Annotated in this window: 17 protein-coding genes; 15 read left to right on the forward strand and 2 right to left on the reverse strand. The window is 72.1% G+C overall.

Going from position 1 to position 19,845, the window contains the following annotated elements:
• Positions 1–2: 2 nt before the first annotated feature.
• On the forward strand, positions 3–260 hold the full coding sequence (locus JS521_RS13850) for a lasso peptide biosynthesis PqqD family chaperone (RefSeq protein ID WP_205083228.1): 258 nt from the start codon (positions 3–5) through the stop codon (positions 258–260).
• Entirely contained in the window at positions 257–694 is a 438-nt protein-coding gene (locus JS521_RS13855) for a lasso peptide biosynthesis B2 protein (RefSeq protein ID WP_205083229.1), read from the forward strand. The genes JS521_RS13850 and JS521_RS13855 overlap by 4 nt, the downstream gene beginning before the upstream one ends.
• A gap of 187 nt (positions 695–881) precedes the next feature.
• Here JS521_RS13855 and JS521_RS13860 read toward each other — a convergent pair whose 3' ends face one another.
• Complete coding sequence (locus JS521_RS13860; RefSeq protein WP_205083231.1) at positions 882–1,685, reverse strand: alpha/beta fold hydrolase; 804 nt, start codon at positions 1,683–1,685, stop codon at positions 882–884.
• Between the two features lie 76 nt (positions 1,686–1,761).
• Positions 1,762–2,097: a DUF427 domain-containing protein gene (locus tag JS521_RS13865; RefSeq protein ID WP_205083233.1), complete on the reverse strand. Its 336-nt coding sequence runs from the start codon at positions 2,095–2,097 to the stop codon at positions 1,762–1,764.
• 104 nt (positions 2,098–2,201) lie between these two features.
• On the opposite strand from JS521_RS13865, the gene JS521_RS13870 reads away from it, so the two are divergent.
• The 13 genes from JS521_RS13870 (at position 2,202) to JS521_RS13930 (ending at position 19,774) form a co-directional block, all read left to right on the forward strand.
• A complete protein-coding gene (locus JS521_RS13870; protein WP_205083235.1) occupies positions 2,202–2,741 on the forward strand; it encodes an LOG family protein in 540 nt (179 codons plus the stop codon).
• 120 nt (positions 2,742–2,861) lie between these two features.
• Positions 2,862–3,551 (forward strand): SDR family oxidoreductase, encoded by a 690-nt coding sequence (locus JS521_RS13875; RefSeq protein WP_205083236.1) that lies wholly within the window; start codon positions 2,862–2,864, stop codon positions 3,549–3,551.
• A 46-nt stretch (positions 3,552–3,597) separates the two neighbouring features.
• The gene (locus JS521_RS13880) at positions 3,598–4,626 is read left to right on the forward strand and encodes a methionine synthase (protein ID WP_205083238.1); all 1,029 of its coding nucleotides are present in this window, start codon (positions 3,598–3,600) and stop codon (positions 4,624–4,626) included.
• A gap of 32 nt (positions 4,627–4,658) precedes the next feature.
• Entirely contained in the window at positions 4,659–6,890 is a 2,232-nt protein-coding gene (gene ligA, locus JS521_RS13885) for an NAD-dependent DNA ligase LigA (protein WP_205083239.1), read from the forward strand.
• A gap of 360 nt (positions 6,891–7,250) precedes the next feature.
• A complete protein-coding gene (locus JS521_RS13890) occupies positions 7,251–9,443 on the forward strand; it encodes a putative bifunctional diguanylate cyclase/phosphodiesterase (protein WP_205083241.1) in 2,193 nt (730 codons plus the stop codon).
• A gap of 116 nt (positions 9,444–9,559) precedes the next feature.
• Positions 9,560–9,856 carry an Asp-tRNA(Asn)/Glu-tRNA(Gln) amidotransferase subunit GatC gene (gatC, locus tag JS521_RS13895; RefSeq protein WP_003966094.1) on the forward strand — a complete coding sequence of 99 codons (297 nt, stop codon included), beginning with the start codon at positions 9,560–9,562 and terminating at the stop codon, positions 9,854–9,856.
• 5 nt (positions 9,857–9,861) lie between these two features.
• A complete protein-coding gene (gene gatA, locus JS521_RS13900; protein WP_205083242.1) occupies positions 9,862–11,364 on the forward strand; it encodes an Asp-tRNA(Asn)/Glu-tRNA(Gln) amidotransferase subunit GatA in 1,503 nt (500 codons plus the stop codon).
• A gap of 5 nt (positions 11,365–11,369) precedes the next feature.
• The gene (locus JS521_RS13905) at positions 11,370–11,603 is read left to right on the forward strand and encodes a hypothetical protein (RefSeq protein WP_205083251.1); all 234 of its coding nucleotides are present in this window, start codon (positions 11,370–11,372) and stop codon (positions 11,601–11,603) included.
• A gap of 16 nt (positions 11,604–11,619) precedes the next feature.
• The gene (gene gatB, locus JS521_RS13910; protein WP_205083244.1) at positions 11,620–13,128 is read left to right on the forward strand and encodes an Asp-tRNA(Asn)/Glu-tRNA(Gln) amidotransferase subunit GatB; all 1,509 of its coding nucleotides are present in this window, start codon (positions 11,620–11,622) and stop codon (positions 13,126–13,128) included.
• 174 nt (positions 13,129–13,302) lie between these two features.
• A complete protein-coding gene (locus JS521_RS13915; protein ID WP_205083253.1) occupies positions 13,303–14,562 on the forward strand; it encodes an arsenic transporter in 1,260 nt (419 codons plus the stop codon).
• Positions 14,563–14,696: 134 nt separating this feature from the next.
• A complete protein-coding gene (locus tag JS521_RS13920) occupies positions 14,697–16,799 on the forward strand; it encodes a phosphocholine-specific phospholipase C (protein ID WP_205083246.1) in 2,103 nt (700 codons plus the stop codon).
• A 199-nt stretch (positions 16,800–16,998) separates the two neighbouring features.
• Positions 16,999–19,239: an MMPL family transporter gene (locus JS521_RS13925; RefSeq protein WP_205083248.1), complete on the forward strand. Its 2,241-nt coding sequence runs from the start codon at positions 16,999–17,001 to the stop codon at positions 19,237–19,239.
• Complete coding sequence (locus tag JS521_RS13930) at positions 19,217–19,774, forward strand: GNAT family N-acetyltransferase (protein ID WP_205083249.1); 558 nt, start codon at positions 19,217–19,219, stop codon at positions 19,772–19,774. Before JS521_RS13925 ends, JS521_RS13930 begins: the two co-directional genes overlap by 23 nt.
• Positions 19,775–19,845 lie beyond the last annotated feature (71 nt).

Here is a 19,845-nt window from a genome sequence, read left to right on the forward strand (position 1 = left end):
CGATGAAGCTGCGCAACCGCACGTATCTCACCGTCACCCGGACCGAATACGGTGCGGTCCTGCTGGACACCAAGACCGGCCAGTACTGGCAGATGAACCCCAGCGCCGCCACCGCCGCCCAGGCCCTGCTGGACGGCGGCGACGCCGCTGACGCCGTCCGCAGCGTCACCGAGCAGTTCGACGTGGACGAGGCGCGCGCGGCCGACGACGTCCGGGCCCTGATCGAGGCCATGCGTTCCGCCGGGGTGGTCCAGGAGTGAGCATCGACGTCGCCCTGGACCGCGACCGCACCGGACGGCCCCTGCGGCTGCGGCTGCTCACCCGGCTGGCCATCTGCGCGGCCCGGCCGCTGGCCCTGCTCAAACCCCACCTGCTGACCCGCGTGCTCACCCGGCTCAGCCGGGGTGCCGCGCCCGCGAGCAGCGCGCAGGTCCATGCCGCCCGCGGCTCCGTCCTCGCCGCCAGCCTCAGCCTCAACGGTCTGCGCTCCTGCCTGCCGCGCTCGGTCTCCATCACCCTGCTCTGCCGCCTTCAGGGCGTCTGGCCCACCTGGTGTGTCGGCGTCCGGGCTGCACCGCCCTTCGCCGCGCACGCCTGGGTCGAGGCGGACGGCGAAATGATCGGAGAACGGGGCCGCCCCGAGAGCTTCGCCCGCCTGATCGCCGTGTCGCCGTTCGACCGTACGAAGAGCTGACGGGTTGCCGGGTCAAGGTGTCCGGGGCGGGCGCCGGGCCCTCGGCCACCGCCCGGACCGTGCGCGAGACCCGCCTCACGACGCCTGCCGGTACGCGTACACGTACGGACCGCCAGACGACCTTCGTCGGTACGCGTACATGCACGGACGCCAGAACGCCCTTCGGTACGCGTACACGTACGGACCGCTAGGACGCCCGCCCGTACGCGTACACGTCCCGCGCGAAGAAGTCCGTCAGCACCGGCGCGAGCACCTGCGGCGCCACCTCGCGCACCTGGCCCGTCAGCGTGCGGTGCCGGCCGCGCGGCAGGGCCTCGGCCAGGGTCCGGGTCGCCGCCCGTGCCGGGGCGCTGCTGAAGCCGCCGCAGATCACCAGGGTCCGGGCGGCGACGGCCGAGAACCGCTCGGCGGGGATCGCCCCGTCGCCCAGCAGCGCGTCGTCGTACGCCAGCGTGTGCGCCACCGCCTCCAGGTCGGCCCACGCCGGGGCCCGCCGCATCCGGGCGGCCGTCTCCCCGGCGACGCCCGTCATGGACAGGAACAACTCCACCGCCCCGCCCCGGTCCCCGGCCGCCAGCAGCTCCCGCAGCCGGTCCGTGCAGCGGGCCTTGGACCGCAGCCCGGACGTCCCCGGCGTGTAGGGCGGCTCGTACACGGCGAGCAGCTCCACCGGGAGCCCGGCGGCGGCCGCCTCCAGGGCCAGCGCCCCGCCGGACGACATCCCGAACACGGAAGCGCCCGCCCCGGCCGCACCGACGACGGCGGCCAGGTCCTCGACCTCCCGCGCCACGGCCCAGCGCCCGGTGTCACCGCTGGCGCCCCGGCCCCGCCGGTCGTAGGTGATCACCGTGAAACGCGGTGCGAGCAGAGCGGCCAGCGCCGCGTCGGTCGCCGCCACGCCCAGCGCCCCGCCGACCAGCACCAGCGGAGGCCCTGCGCCCTGGCGGCGGTAGGCGATCGGCGTGCCGTCGGCGGAGAGAATCCTGTCCATGGGAGAGGAGACCGGGACGGGCCGGGAAACTCATCGCTCGCCCGGAAAAAAAGTTCCCGGACGAGCGGATCGAGGATCAGTCCGCCACCGTCTCCGTGGCGTAGAAGCAGAAGTGGTCCTTGATCGCGGCGACTTCGGGCTTCGGGTCCGGGTAGGCCCAGACGAGATCGGCGGCCCCGGGCAGCGACCAGTAGGAGGCGTCCCCCTTGAACGGGCAGTGGGTGGAGGTGTCCGACGGGGCGAGCAGGTCGGCGCGGACGTCCTCGGGCGGCAGGTAGTAACGGACCGGACAGCCGGTCTCACGGAGCACGAGCGGGCGGCGGCTCTCGGCCAGCACCTGGCCGTCGTGCACGGCCCGGACGTGCTCGGTGCCCTGCTCGACGGTGATGCGGTGTCCTCGGGTGGCAGTCATGCCTGTTTCAGCGGCGTACGGGGCCGTCTTCTTCCCCGTACGCCGAACCTCCCCCGGAACTTCCCCCGGCGGGGAGTGTCCGAGGCGGGTCGTACCGTTGCCCCATGAACATCTGCGTCTTCCTCTCCGCCGCCGACCTCGACGACCGCTACACCGTGCCCGCCCGCGAGTTCGCCGAGCTGCTCGGCCGGGGCGGGCACACGCTGGTCTGGGGCGGATCGGAGAGCGGGCTGATGAAGGTCGTCGCGGACGGCGTGCAGGCGGCGGGCGGGCGGCTCGTGGGCGTATCGGTCGACTTCCTCGCCGCGAAGGCGCGCGCCAACGCCGACGAGATGGTCATCGCCCGCGATCTCGCCGAGCGCAAGGCGCTGCTCCTGGAGAAGGCCGACGCCGTCGTCATCATGGTCGGCGGGACGGGGACGCTGGACGAGGCCACCGAGATCCTGGAGCTGAAGAAGCACGGCAAGCACACCAAGCCGGTCGTCCTGCTCAACACGGCGGGCTTCTACGACGGGCTGCGCCAGCAGTTCCAGCGCATGGAGGACGAGGGCTTCCTGCCCCTGCCCCTGACCGACCTCGTCTTCTTCGCCAAGGACGGCGTCGGCGCGCTGGCCTACCTGGAGGAGACCGCGGGACTTCAGTGAGCGGCCCGGATCCGGGACCGCCGCTCGCCCACCCGCGAGCGGCCCGGATCCGGTACCGGCCTCGGCCACCCGGAGGAGACCGCCGGACCTCGGAAAGAGCCCCGGATCTAGGATCGCCCCATGGCTACCCATCTCATCACCGGCGCCGGTTCCGGCATCGGCGCGGCTGTCGCCCGCCGGCTCCAGGAGCGCGGCGACGACCTCGTCCTGCTCGCCCGCGACGCCGGCCGCGCCAAGGAGTTCGCCGACCGCTACCCGGGCGCGCGCACCCTCGTCGGCGACCTCGGCAATCCCGACCGGCTCTCCTGGGCGTTCGGCCAGCAGTCCATGCCCGAGCGGGTCGACACGCTGCTGCACATCGCGGGCGTCGTCGAGCTCGGTGAGGTCGGGGAGCTCACCCCCAAGGCCTGGCACTTCCAGCTCAACGCCAACCTGGTCGCCCCCGCCGAGATCACCCGCCTCCTGCTTCCGCAGCTCCGCGTCGCCCAGGGCCACGTCCTGTTCGTGAACTCCGGGGCCGGGCTCAACGCCCACGCCGGGTGGAGCGCGTACGCCGCGAGCAAGCACGGCCTCAAGGCGCTCGCCGACTCGCTGCGCCACGAGGAACACGGCAACGGGGTCCGCGTCACCTCCGTCTACCCGGGCCGCACCGCCAGCCCCATGCAGGCCAAGGTGCACCAGCAGGAGGGCAAGGAGTACGACGCGGAGCGCTGGATCGACCCCGAGTCGGTGGCCACCACGATCCTCATGGCCATCGACCTGCCGCGCGACGCCGAAGTCAACGACCTCACGGTCCGCCCCGGCCGCTGACGCCCCGCGTGCGCGCCGGGCGAGCCCCGGACCGTAGGCTTCCCGGGTGAGCGAGAAGAGCAAGTTCAGCGGGTGTCCGGCGACCGGCATCGGGTCGATGCCCGGGGGAGACGCGAGGGAGGCGGCGAAGACCGTCACCGGCTCCTTCGCCGACGGCCAGGGCATGCCGTACCTGGCCGAACTGCCCGCGCGCGGGCCCGGCGCCGACATGATCGGCCGGAGCGTCGGCCTGCTCGTCGAGATGTACGGGCACGTCGAGCCGAGCGGCTGGCGGATCAGCGACCGGCCCGGCCGCGACACCCGCCGGGCCCGCTCCTGGCTGGGGGAGGACCTGGACGCCCTGGAGGAGTTCACCCAGGGGTACGAGGGCCTGCTCAAGGTCCAGGCCGTCGGCCCCTGGACGCTCGCCGCCGCCCTCGAACTGCGCGGCGGCGAAGCCATGCTGGCCGACCCCGGGGCCTGCCGGGACCTCGCCGGATCCCTGGCCGAAGGGCTCCGCGCCCACCTCGCGGAGGTCCGCCGCCGGATGCCCGGGGCCGAGGTCGTCCTCCAGCTCGACGAACCCTCCCTGACCGCCGTCCTGCTGGGCCGGATCCGCTCCGCCAGCGGCTACCGCACCTACCGCGCCGTCGACCGCCAGGTCGTCGAGGCGACCCTGCGCGACGTCCTCGCGGCGGTCGGCGAGGACGGGACGACGCTCGTCCACTCCTGCGCCCCCGAGGTGCCTTTCGCGCTGCTGCGCCGGGCCGGGGCCGACGGCATCTCGCTCGACTTCTCGTTGCTCACGGAGCGTGAGGAGGAGGCGATCGGGGAAGCGGTCGAAGGCGGCACCCAGCTGTTCCTGGGCGTGGTGCCCTCCACGGACGCGGCAACGGGGGCATTGTCGGACCCGGGCGGTAGCGTCATGGGAGTCAGGACGCTGTGGAGCAGGCTGGGGTTGCATCCGGGGACGCTCGCCGAGTCCGTCACGATCACCCCGTCGTGCGGCCTCGCGGGCGCGTCGCCCGCGTACGCCCGTACCGCGCTCGCCCACAGCGCCCGGGCGGCGAGGTCGCTCGCGGACAACCCTGAGTGACGGGGACGACGGGTACACAGGAGGACGGGACGATGGCGGGCGAACAGCGGGTGGAGCAGGAGAGTTCGGTCCCGGCGGACGCGCGGGAGGAACACGCGCTGCTGGCCGAGCAGATCGAGGAGCACCGCTTCCGGTATTACGTGAAGGACCAGCCGGTCGTCAGCGACGCCGAGTTCGACCGGCTGCTGCGCTCCCTGGAGGCCCTGGAGGAGGAGCACCCGGCCCTGCGCACCCCGGACTCCCCGACCCAGAAGGTCGCCGGGCCGTACATCACGGAGTTCACCTCCGTGGAGCACCGCGAGCGGATGCTCTCCCTGGACAACGCCTTCGACGACGAGGAGCTGGCCGCCTGGGCCGACCGCGTCGCCAAGGAGACCGGCACCCCCGACCACCACTTCCTGTGCGAGCTGAAGGTCGACGGCCTCGCCGTCAACCTCACCTACGAGCACGGCCGCCTCACCCGGGCGGCCACCCGCGGCGACGGCCGCACCGGCGAGGACATCACCCCCAACGTCCGCACGATCGCCGAGATCCCGCACCGCCTGAAGGGCGAGGACATCCCGGCGCTCGTCGAGATCCGCGGCGAGGTCTTCTTCCCCATGGAGGGCTTCGAGGAGCTGAACGCCCGGCTGGTCGCCGCCGACGACAAGCCCTTCGCCAACCCGCGCAACGCGGCCGCCGGATCGCTGCGCCAGAAGGACCCCAAGGTCACCGCCACCCGCCCCCTGCACATGGTGGTGCACGGCATCGGCGCCCACGAGGGCCTGAGCATCGACCGGCTCTCCGGGGCCTACGACCTCCTCAAGGGCTGGGGCCTGCCCACCGCCCAGCACAACAAGGTCGTCGACTCCCTCGCCGGCGTACGGGAGTTCATCGCGTACTTCGGCGAGCACCGGCACTCCGTGGAGCACGAGATCGACGGCGTCGTCGTCAAGCTCGACGAGATCCCGCTCCAGGGCCGCCTGGGCTCCACCTCGCGCGCCCCCCGCTGGGCCATCGCCTGGAAGTACGCCCCCGAAGAGGTCAACACCAAGCTGGTCAACATCCGCGTCGGCGTCGGCCGCACCGGCCGCGTCACCCCGTACGCCCAGGTCGAGCCGGTCGAAGTGGCCGGTTCCGAGGTCGAGTTCGCCACCCTCCACAACCAGAACGTGGTCAAGGCCAAGGGCGTCCTCATCGGGGACACCGTGGTCCTGCGCAAGGCGGGCGACGTCATCCCGGAGATCCTCGGCCCCGTCGTCGATCTGCGCGACGGCACCGAGAAGGCCTTCGAGATGCCGACCCACTGCCCCGAGTGCGCGACGGAGCTGCGCCCGATGAAGGAGGGCGACATCGACCTCCGCTGCCCCAACGCCCGCACCTGCCCCGCCCAGTTGCGCGAAAGAGTCTTCTACCTCGCCGGGCGCAAGTGCCTGGACATCGACCACTTCGGCTATGTGGCCGCCGCCGCCCTGACCCGCCCGCTGGAGCCCGCCGAGCCCGTCCTCAGGGACGAGAGCGATCTGTTCTCGCTCACCATCGAGCAGCTGCTGCCGATCCGGGCGTACGTCCTGGACCAGGACAGCGGGCTGCCCAAGCGCGACCCCAAGACCGGCGAGGAGAAGATCGCGACGGTCTTCGCCAACCAGCAGGGCGAGCCGAAGAAGAACGCCGTGGCCATGCTCGAGGGCATCGCCGCCGCCAAGGAGGCGCCCCTCGCCCGGATCCTCACCGGGCTCTCCATCCGGCACGTGGGCCCGGTCGCCGCCCAGGAGCTGGCCCGCCAGTTCCGTTCCGTCGACCGCATCGACGAGGCGACCGAGGAGGAGCTGGCCGCCGCGGACGGCGTCGGGCCGACCATCGCCGCCTCGGTCAAGCAGTGGTTCGCCGAGGACTGGCACCGCGAGATCCTGCGCAAGTGGCGCGAGGCCGGGGTGCGGATGGCGGACGAGGGCTCCGACGAGGACGAGGGCCCCCGCCCCCTCGAAGGACTCACCGTCGTCGTCACCGGCACCCTCGCCGCCCACACCCGCGACGGCGCCAAGGAAGCACTCCAGGCGCTCGGCGCCAAGGTCACCGGATCGGTGTCCAAGAAGACCGCGTTCGTGGTCGTCGGCGACAACCCCGGCTCGAAGTACGACAAGGCGATGCAGCTGAAGGTGCCCGTGCTCGACGAGGACGGATTCGCGATCCTGCTCGAAGACGGACCCGAACGCGCCCGGGAAGCCGCCCTGTCCGTCCCGGAAGCCGAGCCCGAGGCCGCCGCGGAGGACAGCGCGTCGTAGACGGGGAGTGACCGCCCTCCGGGGCGCCGTTCGCCCCCCGTTCCCCGGATCGAGACGCCTTCGAGACGCTGCCCCGGCGTGGCGCGCTTCGTCCGGGGGAAGAAACGGGGCAGAGGGGTGAAGAAGGGTCGGCCGCTCCCCGAATGGCCCTGCCGCACCACCCGTTCGGGCCAATAGCAGATGGTGACGGGTCGTCGGTTCGCATTCGGGCAAGAGCTGTAGAGCGCTGCCCCTCGAAGCCTTTCGCGGCCTACTGTTGAGAGGTGCGCCCGCCGTGCACGGCCCCTCGACCGGGCCGTGGGGGGGCGGAAGCGGGCGCCACCGAGGGTCATCGGCACCGCCGGCTGTGAGAGGGACGGAATGAAACCGACCGAGAGCACCGCCCCGGTGTCACGGCTGCAGGGTTTCGTCGGCCTCACGCCGCCGGTGGGCGCCGCCGTCGTGGGGATCGCCGCGTTACTGCTGGCGGTCGGGTCCTACCGGACCGTCCAGCAGGGCAACGCGCTCTTCCCGGACGGGGCCGTGGGCTGGTCGCTGGCCGTGCTCACCGGGATCATCGTCGGCCATCTGGTGGCGCTCGGCCGCGACCGGTGGTGGGGTGGCACCGGCTCCGGCGCCGCCCTCACCCTCGCCGTGCTCCTGCTGTACGGCTGGCTGCCCGCCGTCCTGGTCAGCCTCGCCGTCGTCGTGCTCGTCGGGACCGCCCGCCGTCACCGCTGGTGGCAGGGGCTGCTGCACGGCGGCGTCGACATGCTGGGCATCGGAGCGGCGGCGCTCGTGCTGGCCGCCTTCGGCGAGGTGCCCACCGTCGAGGAACCCTGGCAGCCACTCGACTGGGGCATCGCGGCCGTCCCGGAACTGCTCCTGACCGCATCGACGTACCTGCTCGTCACCCGGGTCCTGCTGTGGTACGCGCAGGCCCCGCACAACGGCGGGCTGCCCACCATCGCCCGGACCGCGATGCTGCGGCAGGGGCTCGTCGCCGTCGCGCTCCTCGGGCTCGCCCCGCTGATCTGCGCCGTCGCGATGTCCATGCCCATCCTGCTGCCGCTCTTCGCGGTGCCGCTGATCGCCCTGGACTCCACGCTCTGGATCGCCCGGGCCCGCGCCGAGGAGCAGCTGCGCGACCCGCTGACCGGGCTGCCCAACCGCCAGTGGCTGCTGGAGCGGACCTGGTCGGCGCTGGAGGACGCGGAGTCCATCGGCACCCGCTCCGCGCTCGTCCTCATCGACCTGGACCGCTTCCGCGCGGTCAACGACACCCTCGGCCACCTGGCAGGCGACCGGCTGCTGCTGCAGATAGCGGAACGCCTGCGCCTCGCCCTGCCGCGCGGCGCGGAGGCGGCCCGGCTCGGCGGCGACGAGTTCGCCGTCCTCCTGCCGCACACCGACTCCACCACCAGCGCCCAGCAGGTCGCCCGCCATCTGGTCGCGGAGCTGTCCTCGCCGCTCGACCTCGACGGGCTGACCCTCGTCCTGGAGGCCAGCGCCGGGGTCGCGGTCTACCCCGACCACGCCCTGGACGCCGAGGGCCTGCTGCGCCGGGCGGACGTCGCGATGTACCAGGCCAAGCGGGACCGCACGGGCGTGGAGGTCTACGAGTCCAAGCGGGACAGCAACACCCCCGACCGGCTCGGGCTCCTCGGCGATCTGCGCCGGGCGCTGGACGCGGGCGAGGTCGAGCTGCACTACCAGCCCAAGGTCCGCTTCGACGGGCAGGTCGCGGGCCTGGAGGCGCTGGTGCGCTGGGTGCACCCGGAGCGCGGCCGGGTTCCCCCGGACGAGTTCATCGCCATCGCCGAGTCCTCCGGTCTGATGCCGCACCTCACGGAGTACGTGCTGGAGACGGCGCTCGCCCAGGTCGCCCGCTGGCGGGCGCAGGGCCTGTTCGTGCCCGTGGCGGTCAACGTCTCCCCGCGCGACGTGCACACCCCCGGCTTCGCGGGGGGCGTCGCCGCCCGCCTCGCCCGCCACGGCGTGCCCGCGGGAGCGCTCCAACTGGAGATCACCGAGCATGTGCTGCTGGAGGACCCGCAGCGCGCCGCCGACACCCTGGCCGGGCTCACCGCGCACGGCGTGAAGATGTCGCTGGACGACTTCGGCACCGGCTACTCCTCCCTGGTCCACCTGCGCCGGCTCCCGGTCAGCGAGCTGAAGATCGACCGCTCCTTCGTGGCCCGGCTGGCCGTCGACCACGAGGACGCGGAGATCGTCCGCTGCACCATCGACCTGGCCCACTCGCTCGGCCTGGTCGTCGTCGCCGAGGGCGTCGAGGACGACACGACCTGGGAGCGGCTGCGGGATCTGCGGTGCGACGCGGTGCAGGGCTGGCTGGTGGCCGCCGCGATGCCGCCGCAGGAGACCACGGCCTGGCTGCGGGCGCGCGGAGAGCACGGCTGGCGGCGGCCCGCGGAGCTGAAGGCGCAGGCGGCGGCCGCGGCGGCATCGGCGACCTCCTCGGCGACCGGCTCGATGAACGGGTCGCTCAACGGCGCGGTGAACAGCGCGGTGAACGGTGCGGTGAACAGCGCGGCGGAGACCGACACCCCCTGACGATCCCGGGGACCGGACCAGGCAGAGGCGTAGCCCGATCGGGCCGGGGCACCCGCCCCCGGGAGACCCCATAGGATTGGGCTCAAAACCACACACCAACCCCTGAGGATCGCTGCATGCCTGGCATCACGCGCGAGGAGGTCGCCCACCTCGCCCGGCTGGCGCGTCTGGAGCTGAAGGGCGAAGAGCTCGATCACTTCGCCGGTCAGCTCGACGACATCATCGGCGCGGTCGCCCGCGTCTCCGAGGTCGCCGACCAAGACGTACCGCCGACCTCCCACCCGCTGCCGCTGACCAACGTCATGCGCGCGGACGAGGTCCGTCCGTCGCTCACCCCCGCGCAGGCGCTCTCCGGCGCCCCGGCCCAGGAGCAGCAGCGTTTCAAGGTGCCGCAGATCCTGGGGGAGGACTAATCGCCATGACGGACATCAGCACCATCATCAAGCTCACCGCGGCCGAGATCGCCGGGAAGATCGCCTCCGGCGAGCTGACCGCCGTCGAGGTCACCGAGGCCCACCTGGCCCGGATCGACGCGGTCGACGAGAAGGTCCACGCCTTCCTGCACATCGACCGCGAGGGCGCGCTGGCCCAGGCCCGCGCCGTGGACGCCAAGCGCGAGGCGGGCGAGAAGCTCGGCCCGCTGGCCGGCGTCCCGCTCGCGCTGAAGGACATCTTCACCACCAAGGACATGCCGACCACCGTCGGTTCCAAGATCCTTGAGGGCTGGGTGCCGCCGTACGACGCCACGCTCACGCAGAAGCTGCGCGCCGCCGACGTCGTCATCCTCGGCAAGACCAACATGGACGAGTTCGCCATGGGGTCCTCCACCGAGAACAGTGCCTACGGCCCCACCGGCAACCCCTGGGACCTCACCCGCATCCCCGGCGGCTCCGGCGGCGGTTCCTCCGCCGCCCTCGCCTCCTACGAGGCCGCGCTCGCCATCGGCACGGACACCGGCGGCTCGATCCGCCAGCCCGCCGCCGTCACCGGCACGGTCGGCGTCAAGCCCACCTACGGCGGCGTCTCCCGCTACGGCATGGTCGCCTTCTCGTCCTCCCTCGACCAGGGCGGGCCCTGCGCCCGTACGGTCCTGGACGCGGCGCTGCTGCACGAGGCCATCGCCGGGCACGACCCGCTGGACTCGACCTCCATCGACGCCCCGGTCCCGCCGGTCGTCGAGGCCGCCCGCAACGGCTCCGTCCAGGGCATGCGCGTCGGCGTCGTCAAGCAGTTCCGCGGCGAGGGCTACCAGGCCGGTGTCCTCCAGCGCTTCGACGAGTCGGTCGAGCTGCTGAAGTCGCTGGGCGCGGACGTCGTCGAGCTGGACTGCCCGTCCTTCGACCTGGCGCTCTCCGCGTACTATCTGATCGCCCCGTCCGAGTGCTCCTCCAACCTGGCCCGCTTCGACGCCATGCGCTACGGCCTGCGGGTCGGCGACGACGGCACGAAGTCGGCCGAGGACGTCACCGCCCTCACCCGTGAGGCGGGCTTCGGCGACGAGGTCAAGCGCCGCATCATCCTGGGCACGTACGCGCTCAGCTCCGGCTACTACGACGCGTACTACGGCTCGGCCCAGAAGGTCCGCACCCTCATCACCCAGGACTTCGAGAAGGCCTTCGAGCAGGTCGACGTGATCGTCTCCCCGACGACCCCGACCACCGCCTTCCCGATCGGCGAGCGCGCCGACGACCCGATGGCGATGTACCTCGCGGACCTGTGCACCATCCCCACCAACCTGGCCGGCAACTCCGCCATGTCGCTGCCCTGCGGCCTGGCACCCGAGGACGGTCTGCCGGTCGGACTGCAGATCATCGCCCCCGCCATGAAGGACGACCGGCTCTACAAGGTCGGATCCGCCGTCGAGGCCGCTTTCGTGGAAAAGTGGGGGCACCCGCTGCTTGAGGAGGCTCCGTCGCTGTGAGTGCCATGGCAAAGAAGGCCAAGAACTTCCAGAAGTCCAAGACGGGCGCGTACATCGCGATCGGCACGACCGCGTTCGGTGCGATCAGCGTCGCCAAGCAGGCGAAGCTCGCCCGCAACGACAACGATCTGCTGCGCCTCGTCGACGCGGCCGTCTCCGCCGCCGCCATCGTCACCGGACTCGCGATCCTCTATCGCGAACTGAAGCGTCTCGGCGACGACGACGTCCTGCTGGGCTGAGAGGGAAAGTTTCACCGTGACTGTCACTGACCTGGTGTCGTACGAGGACGCGCTCGCGTCCTACGACCCCGTCATGGGCCTCGAAGTCCATGTCGAGCTCGGCACCAAGACCAAGATGTTCTGCGGCTGCTCCACGGAGCTGAAGCAGGACGCCAACTCCCAGACCTGCCCGGTCTGCCTCGGACTGCCCGGCGCGCTGCCGGTCGTCAACGAGATCGGCGTGGAGTCGGCCATCAAGATCGGTCTCGCGCTCAACTGCGAGATCGCCGACTGGTGCCGCTTCGCCCGGAAGAACTACTTCTATCCGGACATGCCGAAGAACTTCCAGACCTCGCAGTACGACGAGCCGATCGCCTTCAACGGCTATCTGGACGTCCAGCTGGAGGACGGCGAGATCTTCCGGGTGCAGATCGAGCGCGCCCACATGGAGGAGGACACCGGCAAGTCGACCCACGTCGGCGGCGCCACCGGCCGGATCCACGGCGCGTCCCACTCCCTGCTCGACTACAACCGGGCCGGCATCCCGCTCATCGAGATCGTCACCAAGCCGATCGAGGGAGCAGGCGCCCGCGCGCCGGAGGTCGCCAAGGCGTACGTCGCCGAGCTGCGAGAGCTGATCAAGGCCCTCGGGGTCTCCGACGCGCGCATGGAGATGGGCCAGATGCGCTGCGACGTCAACCTGTCGCTGCGCCCCAACGGCACCGAGACGTTCGGCACCCGCTCCGAGACGAAGAACGTGAACTCGCTGCGCTCCGTCGAGCGGGCCGCGCGCTTCGAGATCCAGCGCCACGCCGCCGTGCTGTCCTCGGGCGGCACGATCGTGCAGGAGACCCGGCACTTCCACGAGGAGGACGGCTCCACCACGGCCGGCCGCATCAAGGACAACGCCGAGGACTACCGCTACTTCCCCGAGCCGGACCTGGTCCCCGTCGCGCCCTCGCGCGACTGGGTCGAGGAACTGCGCAAGGGCCTCCCCGAGCTGCCCCGGCTGCGCCGGGCGCGGCTCAAGGAGGAGTGGGGCGTCTCCGAGCACGACATGCAGTCCATCCTCAACGCGGGCGCGGTCGACCTGATCGTCGCCACGATCGAGGCGGGCGCCCCCGCGGACCAGGCCCGCAAGTGGTGGATGGGCGAGCTGGCCCGCAACGCCAACGAGACCGGCCGCGGCCTGGACGAGCTGCCGATCACCCCGGAGCAGGTCGCCCGGGTGGCCGCGCTCGTCGCCAAGGGCGACCTCAACGACAAGCTGGCCCGCCAGGTCATCGAGGGCGTCCTCGCGGGCGAGGGCGACCCGGACACCGTCGTCGAGAAGCGCGGCCTGAAGGTCGTCTCGGACGAGGGCGCGCTGTCCACGGCCGTGGACGAGGCCATCGCGGGCAACGCCGCCATCGCGGACAAGATCCGCGGCGGCAAGGTCGCGGCGGCGGGCGCGCTCGTCGGCGCGGTCATGAAGGCCACCCGCGGCCAGGCGGACGCGGCGCGCGTGCGCGAGCTGATCCTGGAGAAGCTCGGCGTCGAGGGCTGATCACCTGATCGTCCCCGAAGGGGCGGTGCTCCCGTACGTACTCACGTACCCGCGGGCGCACCGCCCCTTCGGCCGTGTTCCGTAGGCCGGCGCGGGCGTACCGCCCCTTCGGCCGTGATCCGTACGTCATCGCCCGCGCCGCCCCTGTGCCCCGCAGAACCCTGAGAGCACCCCCTGAACACCGTCACCGCCGAGCTCGTCTCCTTCGCCCTGCTCCTGGGCGTCCTCGCCTTCGCCGTCCTGCGCCCCCGGGGCCTGCCGGAGGCGACCGTCGCCGTGCCCGCCGCGATCCTCGTGGTGGCACTGGGGGCGGTGTCCTGGCCCGAAGCCCGGGAACAGGTCGGGGAACTGCTCCCCGTCGTCGGCTTCCTCGCGGCGATCCTCGTGCTGGCCCAGCTCTGCGCCGACGAGGGGCTGTTCCGGGCCGCCGGGGATCTCGTGGCCCGCGCCTGCCGGGGGCAGACCCGGCCCCTGCTCGGCGGCGTCTTCGTCGTCGCCTCGATCGTCACCGCCGTCCTCAGCCTGGACGCCACCGTCGTCCTGCTGACCCCGGTCGTCCTCGCCACCGCCGCCCGGGTCGGCGCGCGGCCCCGCCCGTACGTCTACGCCTGCGCGCACCTCGCCAACTCCGCCTCCCTCCTGCTCCCCGTCTCCAACCTCACCAATCTCCTGGCGTTCACCGCGAGCGGCCTCTCCTTCACCCGGTTCGCCGCGCTGATGGCGCTGCCCTGGCTCGCCGCCATCGCCGTCGAGTACGCCGTCTTCCGCCGCGCGTTCCGGGCCGACCTGGCCGCCGGGGCGCACACGCCGGATCCCGAGGCGGAGCGCATGCCCGTCCCCGTCTTCACGCTCGTCGTGCTGGCGCTGACCCTGGCCGGGTTCGTCGTGACCTCGTTCGAGGGCATCGAGCCGCTGTGGGCGGCGCTGGCGGGAGCCCTGGTGCTCGCCGTACGGGCGCTCGTCAAGCGGGAGACCACGCCGCTCGCCGTCGTCCGCTCGGCCAACCCGCTGTTCTGCCTCTTCGTCCTCGCGCTCGGCGTCGTCGTCAAGGCGGTCGTCGACAACGGCCTCGGCGACGGCATCGCCGCCCTGCTGCCGGACGGCGACACGCTCCCCGCCCTCCTCGGCGTCGCCGTGGTCGCGGCCCTGCTCGCCAACCTGATCAACAACCTGCCCGCGATCCTCGCCCTGCTGCCGATCGTCGCGACCGCCGGGCCCGGACCGCTGCTCGCCGCCCTGATCGGGGTGAACCTCGGACCGAACCTCACGTACGTCGGGTCGCTGGCCACGCTCCTGTGGCGGCGCATCCTGCACGCCCACGGGGACGCCCCCGAGCTGGGCCGCTTCACCCGGCTGGGAATCGCGGCCGTACCGGCGACGCTGCTCGCCTCCACCCTCGCGCTCTGGGGATCCCTCCACCTCATCGGGGTGTGAGGAACCCGTCACTCCGGGTTGGACTTTCGGACCGGACCTCTTGGACGTTCACCACCGGGCCGTGCACAGTCCTTCCCGACGCCACCCGGTCTGACTAGCTTCCCGGCTGTAACCACCGCAACCAGGAGGCTCCTTTGACCACGGACATGTCACGGCGACGGCTCTTCGCGCTGGGCGGCGGCGCACTCGGCGCCGCTGCGGCCGGATCCTTCCTGCCGCCGTCGCTCCAGGCCGCCATCGCCGCGCAGCCCGCCCACGCGGGGTCCGGTGGGCTGGGGTCGATCAAGCATGTGGTGATCCTGATGCAGGAGAACCGGTCCTTCGACCACTACTTCGGCACCCTGCGCGGCGTACGCGGCTTCGGCGACCGTAACGCCATCGAACTGCCCACCGGCGGGACCGTGTTCGAGCAGCCCGGGGCGGCCGGCTCCACCGTGCTGCCCTTCCCGGTGCGCGGGGCGGCCGAGGAGCAGAAGAAGGACCTCCAGTACATCGGCGCACTCGACCACTCCTGGAGCGGCGGCGCGAAGGCCTGGGGCGGCGGCTGGATGAACGGCTGGATCAGCGCGAAGACCGCGGCCACGATGGCGTACTACGACCGCCGCGACATCCCGCTCCACTACGAGCTGGCCGACACCTTCACCGTCTGCGACGCCTACCACTCCTCCATCCACACCTCCACCAGCCCCAACCGCAACCACCTCTGGAGCGGGAAGACCGGCTTCGAGGCGAACGGGAAACGGGCCGTCGGCAACGACGCGTACAACGAGGGCACCCACCCCGGCTACGACTGGTCCACCTACGCCGAGCGGCTGGAGAAGGCCGGGCGCACCTGGCGGACGTACACCGAGTGGGAGAACTTCACCGACAACCAGATCGAGTTCTACGCCACCTTCAAGGCGATCGCCCGCAAGGCGCTGGCGAAGACCGGCGGCCACACGTACATGGAGGCCTTCTACGCCGAGGTCCGGGGCGCGTCCGAGGCCGAGCGCACCCGGCTCCTCGGGCTGCTGGACGAGGGCGTCGCCACGCTCACGAAGCACGAGCGGAGCCTGTTCGAGCGGGGGCTGCGCCGGGTGCCCACCGGGACGCTCGCCGACGCGTTCGCCAAGGACGTGGCGGCCGGGACGCTCCCGGAGGTCTCCTACCTGGTCCCCTCGGCCATCGACTCCGAGCACCCGAGCACCTCGTCGCCGGTGCACAGCGCCACCATCGTCTACAAGATCCTCGACGCGCTCGGCAAGCACCCCGACGTCTGGCGGCACACCGCCGTGCTGATCAACTACGACGAGAACGACGGCTTCTTCGACCATGTCCCGCCGCCCGTCGCACCCCCCGAGGCGACCGAGGAGCAGTGGGAGGGCCGTCCGACCGGCCTCGGGATCCGGGTGCCGCTGCTGGTCGTCTCGCCGTGGACCGTCGGCGGATACGTCTGCTCCGAGGTCTTCGACCACACCTCCGTGATCCAGTTCCTGGAGCGCTGGACCGGGGTGAAGGAGCCCAACATCGGCGACTGGCGGCGCCAGGTAACCGGTGACCTCACCTCCGCCTTCGACTTCACCCGGGCCCGCCGGCAGCCCGCCGTGCAGAGCCCCGGGGAGATCCCGCCGTTCGAGGGCCGCTGGCAGCCGAGGCCGCCCGCCGTCCAGCAGCTCCCCGAACAGGAGCCCGGCGCACGCCCGGCGCGCCCGCTGCCCTACCGGCCGGACGCCCAGGCGCGGCGGGTGGAGGGCGGACTGCGGGTGGAGCTGGACAACAGCGGCCGGTCCTCGGCGCACTTCGCGCTCTACCCGTACGCGGACGAGTTCCCGGCCCCGCAGCACAGGGACGTCCGGGGCCGCGCGCACTGGACGGTCCCGGTCGCGGGGGACGCGTACCGCTTCACGGTCACCGGGCCGAACGGCTTCCGGCGCGAGTTCGCCGGACCGGCCGACGGGGGAGCGGAGGTCGCCACCCGCATCGACCACCGCGACCGCGACATCCACCTCACCCTGCGCAACACCGGGCGCAGGACCCTGACCTTCCTGGTGCGGCCGCTCGGGTACGTCGACGAGGACGACGTACGGGACTGGACCCGCCGTGTCACGGTCAAGCCGGGCCGTAGCCGCTCGCTCGTGCACTCGGCGGCCGACGCGCACGGCTGGTACGACCTCGACGTCACCGTCGACGGGGAGGACGGCTTCCGGCGGCGGCTCATGGGACACATCGAGAACGGCCGCGCGAGCGTCTCCGGCTGACCCGGCCCGGTCCGATCAGTAGGTCGCAGGGCCCGGTGTGTCCCGTATAAGGGGCAGATCAGGCTCTGTGACCATGACCACGAAACGGACAAAGGATCACGTCCTGCTGTCAGAGTGGCGGTCTCAGGTCATGAGACGTTTACGGGCAGATCACGTTATCTGCGGGTAAAGGTCCACGAACCCGCAGGGAGCTCGTCCGTTGGCTGCCATCGCCCGCTGGTGCATCAGGCACCGTCTCGTCGCCGTCCTCATCTGGCTCGCCGCTCTCGGCGGGACCGCCGCCGCCGCGGGCTTCGTGGGTTCGGCGTACTCCAACGACTACGAGGTCCCCGGCACCGAATCCGGCCGGGCCACCGAACTCCTCTCGCGCGGCTTCACCGACCTCGGCGGCGACACCGACACCGTCGTCTGGCACACCACCGACTCCACGGTCAGAGCCGCCGACGTCGAACAGACCATGACCCGCACGCTCCACGCGATCGACGAGCTGCCGGGCGTCGGCGCGGTCACCGGCCCCTACGGAGGCACCGGCCCCGGCCAGATCAGCGAGGACGGCCACACCGCCTACGCCACCGTCACCTTCGACCACCCCGCCGACGAGATCCCCGCCTCCCAGGCACAGGCCCTCGTCGACACCGCGAAGGCCGCCGAGGCGGACGGGCTCCAGGTCGAGCTGGGCGGCACCGCCGTCGCCCTCACCGAAGCCCCCTCCGTCCACCTCGCCGAGGGCGTCGGCGTCGTCGTCGCGGCGGTCGTGCTCTTCCTCGCCTTCGGCTCGCTCGCCGCCAGCCTGCTGCCCATCGCCACCGCCCTCGTCTCCGTGGGCACCGCCTACGCGGGCATCGTGCTGCTCGGCCATGTGATGACCGTCGCCGACTTCGCCCCGATGCTCGGCATGCTCATCGGGCTCGGCGTGGGCATCGACTACGCGCTGTTCATCGTCACCAGACACCGCAGAGGCCTCAAGCGCGGGATGTCGGTCGACGAAGCGGCGCGGAACGCGGTCACCACCACCGGCCGGGCCGTCGTCTTCGCCGGGGCCACCGTCTGTATCGCGCTGCTCGGCATGCTGATCCTGCGGCTCGGCTTCCTCAACGGCGTCGCCATCGCCGCCTCGCTCACCGTGGTGCTGACGGTCATGGCCTCGGTGACCCTGCTGCCCGCGCTGCTCTCCCTCATCGGGATGCGGGCGCTCAGCCGCCGCGAACGCCGGCAGCTCGCCGAACACGGACCGCGCCCCGAACTGCCCACCGGCTTCGCCGCCCGCTGGTCCGCCTTCGTGGAACGGCACCCCAAGCTGCTCGGCGGGATCGCGGCCGTCGTCATGGTGGTCCTCGCCCTGCCCGCCCTCGGCCTCCACCTGGGCACCTCCGACCAGGGCAACAACCCGGCCACCGCCACCACCCGGCAGGCCTACGACCTGCTCGCCGACGGCTTCGGGCCCGGCGTCAACGGCCCCCTCACCATCGCCGCCCAGCTCGACGGCGCGGACGACCGGCTCGCCCTGGACTCGCTGCCCGAGAAGCTGCGGACGACCGAGGGCGTCGCGTCCGTCAGCCCGGTCACGTACAACAGCGGCGGCGACACGGCCTTCCTCACCGTCGTACCCGACTCCTCGCCCCAGTCGCAGGACACCAGCGAACTGGTCGACCGGATCCGGGCCGACGTGCTCCCGCCCATTCAGGACAAGACCTCGCTGGAGGCCCACGTCGGCGGGGTGACGGCGAGCTACGACGACTTCGCCGAGATCATCGTCGGCAAGCTGCCGCTCTTCGTCGGGGTCGTCATCGGACTCGGCTGCCTCCTCCTGCTCCTGGCCTTCCGCTCCATCGGCATCCCCATCAAGGCCGCCGTGATGAACGTGGCCGCCGTCGCCTCCTCCTTCGGCGTTGTCGTGGCCGTCTTCCAGTGGGGCTGGGGGAGCGAACTGCTCGGCCTCGGCAGCGCCGGGCCCATCGAACCCTTCCTCCCCGTGATCATGGTCTCGGTCCTCTTCGGCCTCTCCATGGACTACCAGGTCTTCCTGGTCGGCCGGATGTACGAGGAGTGGCTGGAGACCGGCGACAACCGGCGCTCGGTCCGGGTCGGCCTCGCCGAGACGGGCAGAGTCATCAACTCCGCCGCCGTGATCATGATCTCCGTCTTCCTCGCCTTCGTGCTCAGCGGCGACCGGGTGATCGCCATGTTCGGCATCGCCCTGGCCACCGCCGTCGCCCTGGACGCCTTCGTCCTGCGCACCTTGCTCGTGCCCGCCCTGATGCACATGCTCGGCGGCGCGAACTGGTGGCTGCCGGGCTGGCTGGACAAGCGGCTGCCCCGGATCTCCATCGAACCGCCCGACTGCGTACCGCTCCATGCGAGGATCCCGGAGGCGCGCGCCACGGAGGAGGGCGTCGCGCGGTTGGAGGAGGAGCACGATGTTCGCCATATCGCTGGGTGACGACAAGGCCGAGCTGCGCCCGCTGGAGCCCTGGCAGGCCGTGGAGTTCCTGGCCCACATGGACCGGGCCCGGGAACTGGTCGACCCGTGGATCCCGTTCGCCTCGTACGCCACCGACCTGGACTCGGCGCGCGCCCTGCTCCGGAAGTACGCGGAGAAGCAGGCAGCGGACACCGGACGGCTGTACGGGATCTGGCTGGAGGACACCCTCGTCGGCGGCGTCCTCTTCCCGTCCTTCGACGCCGACCAGGGAAACTGCGAGATCGGCGTCTGGCTGGAGCCCGCCGCCCAGGGCCGCGGCCTGATCACCCGCGCCGCCGAGCGCCTGATCGACTGGGCGGTCTACGAACGCGGCATGCACCGCGTGGAGTGGGACGCCTCCCCCGGGAACACCCGGTCGGTCGCGGTCGCCCAGCGGCTCGGAATGACCCGGGACGGTGTGCTCCGGCAGAGCTACTTCTACCGGGGGGAGCGGCACGACTCCGAGATCTGGTCCGTCCTCGCCCCGGAATGGCGGGCGCGTACCGGGCGTTGAGCCCGGGCGCACCGGGCGCTGAGCGCGGGTGGGGCTCCGGCGCACGCCCGGCGTGGGGCGGGGCTTGAGCC

The organism is Streptomyces durocortorensis (assembly GCF_016901035.1).
Lineage (GTDB): Bacteria > Actinomycetota > Actinomycetes > Streptomycetales > Streptomycetaceae > Streptomyces > Streptomyces durocortorensis.

Bases quoted from the DNA above. Each gene is read 5' to 3' on its own strand.
- JS521_RS13850 (WP_205083228.1), top strand. From the start codon at position 3: ATGAAGCTGCGCAACCGCACGTATCTCACCGTCACCCGGACCGAATAC.
- JS521_RS13860 (WP_205083231.1), bottom strand. From the start codon at position 1,685: ATGGACAGGATTCTCTCCGCCGACGGCACGCCGATCGCCTACCGCCGC.
- JS521_RS13865 (WP_205083233.1), bottom strand. From the start codon at position 2,097: ATGACTGCCACCCGAGGACACCGCATCACCGTCGAGCAGGGCACCGAG.
- JS521_RS13870 (WP_205083235.1), top strand. From the start codon at position 2,202: ATGAACATCTGCGTCTTCCTCTCCGCCGCCGACCTCGACGACCGCTAC.
- JS521_RS13875 (WP_205083236.1), top strand. From the start codon at position 2,862: ATGGCTACCCATCTCATCACCGGCGCCGGTTCCGGCATCGGCGCGGCT.
- ligA (WP_205083239.1), top strand. From the start codon at position 4,659: ATGGCGGGCGAACAGCGGGTGGAGCAGGAGAGTTCGGTCCCGGCGGAC.
- JS521_RS13890 (WP_205083241.1), top strand. From the start codon at position 7,251: ATGAAACCGACCGAGAGCACCGCCCCGGTGTCACGGCTGCAGGGTTTC.
- gatC (WP_003966094.1), top strand. From the start codon at position 9,560: ATGCCTGGCATCACGCGCGAGGAGGTCGCCCACCTCGCCCGGCTGGCG.
- gatA (WP_205083242.1), top strand. From the start codon at position 9,862: ATGACGGACATCAGCACCATCATCAAGCTCACCGCGGCCGAGATCGCC.
- JS521_RS13905 (WP_205083251.1), top strand. From the start codon at position 11,370: ATGGCAAAGAAGGCCAAGAACTTCCAGAAGTCCAAGACGGGCGCGTAC.
- JS521_RS13930 (WP_205083249.1), top strand. From the start codon at position 19,217: ATGTTCGCCATATCGCTGGGTGACGACAAGGCCGAGCTGCGCCCGCTG.